3 protein-coding genes are annotated in these 3,144 nt (G+C 69.1%); 2 read left to right on the top strand and 1 reads right to left on the bottom strand.

Features of this window, described 5'->3' with window-relative positions:
- Window positions 1-263: 263 nt before the first annotated feature.
- Window positions 264-845 carry a dihydrofolate reductase family protein gene (locus BA175_RS24155; protein WP_069173741.1) on the top strand — a complete coding sequence of 194 codons (582 nt, stop codon included), beginning with the start codon at window positions 264-266 and terminating at the stop codon, window positions 843-845.
- A gap of 102 nt (window positions 846-947) precedes the next feature.
- Here BA175_RS24155 and BA175_RS24150 read toward each other — a convergent pair whose 3' ends face one another.
- Window positions 948-1,862 carry a ketopantoate reductase family protein gene (locus tag BA175_RS24150; RefSeq protein ID WP_069173583.1) on the bottom strand — a complete coding sequence of 305 codons (915 nt, stop codon included), beginning with the start codon at window positions 1,860-1,862 and terminating at the stop codon, window positions 948-950.
- A gap of 70 nt (window positions 1,863-1,932) precedes the next feature.
- Between BA175_RS24150 and BA175_RS24145 the strand changes: the two genes are divergently transcribed.
- The gene (locus BA175_RS24145; protein ID WP_069173582.1) at window positions 1,933-2,562 is read left to right on the top strand and encodes a TetR/AcrR family transcriptional regulator; all 630 of its coding nucleotides are present in this window, start codon (window positions 1,933-1,935) and stop codon (window positions 2,560-2,562) included.
- Window positions 2,563-3,144: the final 582 nt, after the last annotated feature.

Genomic DNA, 3,144 nt, shown 5'->3' with positions numbered 1-3,144 from the left:
GCGCTCATCCCGGCTGCCGGGAGGGCAGTCGTCAGGCGCGCGGAGCGCGTCAAGCCCGCTGCCGCGAGGTAAGCAGGAATCTCCCGGCCCCAGCCGGGAGAACACTTCAAGGGGCAGGGCTTCAGCCCCACTCCTGGCGACACACCGGCGCGTCGAGCCGGCACGTTCGCCAAGCGCCTGAAGTCTTTCCTCCGACAGCTCGCCCCGCCGACGGGTCAGGGCACGTCGGAACCCGGTGTCACGGAGGAAAGATGGAGGCCAGGATGCACAACCCGATCCGGCTGTACATGTCGATGTCACTCGACGGCTATATCGCCGGCCCGGACGATCGCCCGGGGCAGGAGCTCGGACGCGATGGTGGACGGCTCTTCAACTGGCTGGACGACCGGGAGTCCGACGGTCCGAGCGGTCAGGTGTACCGCGAAGCGCTGGCGACCGGCGCACTCATCTCCGGCCGTCGGACCTTCGAACTCGCCGGGCGCTGGCAGGGCGATCACCACGGCGGCGTACCGATCTTCGTCCTCACCCACCAGGTGGCTGGCGGGGACGTGCCACCCGGCCACGCGCGGTTCGTCACCGATGTCGAGGAATGCGCGCGTCTGGCTCGCGCCGCTGCAGGGGACCGTCCGGTCATGGTCCATGGGGCGGCAGCGGCCCGAGCACTGCTCCGCGCCGGGCAGATGGACGAGATGGAGATTCACCTGGTGCCGGTCCTTCTCGGCGACGGGCGACGGCTTTTCGAGCGCCTGGGTAGCGATCACATCGAACTCGACCTCGTGCGACGGCTCGAGGACCGAGACGTGACGCATCTTCGCTACCGAGTGCTTCAACCCGGAACGGCGTAAGGCGCCCTTCTGGTAATGATCCTCCGGCGGCAGGGAAAGGTAGTCGCCAAGCTGCTGCCGGCGCCTTGCGGCAAGAAGACGACATCCGTATCCCCTGGGCAACTACGTGGTGTGTGTGGTGAGGTTTTCGCCGTCCTGGGTCGCTTGGCGGGCTCTCGCAGAGGCGCGGAGCTGTTCGGTCAGCTGCTCGAGTTCGGCCGCCATGGCAGGCGAGGGGTCGTTGAGTCCGCTGTGCACGGCCGTCGGGCTCTTCAGAAAGCGCCGGAGCACGGCCACGAGGAGCCCTTGCGGCAGAGCCCGCAACGCGGCGAACGCGCGAGGTACCGGCGGCGTCTCCATCGCGGCGAGGTTCTGCCGTATGAGGTGGAGCATGCCGCGGACCGCGTCCGGGTCGTCGGCCAGCGCTACCGGACCGCCCGCCGCGTGTACCGCCTGTCCGAGCGGCACCTCGAATGCGGCGTGCGTCCTGAGCCAGGCGTCCATCTGCGGCTCGGCCTTGGCGTTGATCCCGGCAGTACGGAACGTCTCCACTGTCCGTTGCAGTCGCGGGGTGGTGCGGCCGTCGGGTTCGCCGATCGGCATCGCGACCCGACGGGTGATGAAACTGCTCTTGCGGTAGCGGATCACGTCGCCGTCCATCGTGCCGCCCGTCATGGGGAATCCGAGCAGCACCCGTTCGTGGCCGATCACCGCGCCCAGCGTCTCCGGGCCGGCCGCCCAGTTGAGCAGGAACAGCACATCACCTTGGACGCCGGCGAGTGATTCCAGCACCGCGTCCACCTGGTGGGTGCGGACGAAGACGGTGATCAGGTCGTACTCGCCGCCCGGGTGCTCGATCACCGGTACCGGTACCCGCCTGACAGCCGGGCTGTCTCCCTCGGCGAGCTGCACGCCGTGCTGGCGCAGAGCGGTCAGGCGCCCACCCCGGGCGAGGAGCGAGACGTCGTGGCCGGCCTCATGCATGCGGGCGGCGAACAGGCTGCCGCACACCCCGGCGCCGTACACGAGCAGCTTCATGACAGCCTTCTTTCACACGTTCGATTGAATCATACGTTCGTTTCATTCAAGCATAGGTAGAGTCCCTCGTGTGGCGACCCCAGACACCCGCACCCAGCTCCTCGACGCGGCCGAGCACCTCTTCGCCGAGCACGGATACCGCGGCACCTCGGTCCGCGCGATCACCAAACTCGCCGGAGCGAACCTGGCCGCCGTCGGCTACCACTTCGGGTCGAAGGCGGAGCTGATGGCCGCAGTCGCCCGCCGCGTGATCGAGCCCATCAACGCTGCCCAGTGCGCAGGGCTCGACACATTGCTCGCCCGGACCCCCGACCCATCGGTCAGCGAACTGGTGGAGGCATTCGCGGGGCCGCTGTTCGACGAAATGTCGGCCGGCGACGAGGGCGGCGCCCGGACGTCCCGGTTGATCGTGACGATCCTCAGCGACCCGGCCGAGGAGGCGCGCAGCTGGACCGGCCCGGGCGAGGACACGGTCCGCGAGCGCTACCTCGCGGCCTTCGCGCGCGTACTGCCCGGCCTTTCCCCGGAGGAGCTGTGGTTCCGGATGCGGGGGATCCTTGCCGTGGCGGCCGTCGACCGCCTCGAGGTCCACCAGCAGCCCTCCCCAGGCTGCACGTCCCCGGTAGCGGGCGAGGCGGCCCGGCGATGGGCGATCACGTTCCTGACGGCAGCGATGAGTGCGCCACCGACCCGGACCTGACGACCCGGAAGACGCCGGCGGCGCGGGTCGGACGGCATTCACCCTGTGGACGAGGACAGTGAGGCACTTCTCGACGGCCTTGTTCCGCCAGATGATGTAGCGGCGGACCATGGAGAGCTTGTCCTTGTCCAGGTCGTAGGCGGCGAACAGGTGCCGCACTCCGTCGTAGCGGTTCCAGGTCGCCCGGCGTCTGCGACGTTGCTCACGGTCGGGCTCCTTGTGCTTGCCGCCGCGTCCGGCCCACCCGCACGACGACCTCGCCGTACGCACCTGGGCCGCGCAGAGCGCGCCGTACGAGGCGAGCCCCCGACGTCGTCAGGGCGCCGGCAGGCACGGTGGGCGCGCAGGGAATCTCCGAGCTCGTTACTGGTCACCTTCCCAGGCCAAGCCGCGCTCTGCCGCGCGTGCCTGGGTGCGCCGTACCCAGGCACGACTCGTCCTGGCACCCGTTCCACGACCCGCCGAGGCTGGTCATCACCACCCCCGCGAACGACAAGGAACTTCCCAATGACGTTGTCAAGCAGCTGCCGTGACTGGTGGTGTGGCTTGGTAGCACGCTCCGTCGCGGATCATGGCCCACAG

Source organism: Streptomyces griseus (assembly GCF_001715295.1).
In the GTDB taxonomy this organism is placed as follows: domain Bacteria; phylum Actinomycetota; class Actinomycetes; order Streptomycetales; family Streptomycetaceae; genus Streptomyces; species Streptomyces griseus_G.
The sequence above is the reverse complement of the archived record's forward strand: the minus strand, read 5'-3'. Positions and strand labels throughout refer to the sequence as shown.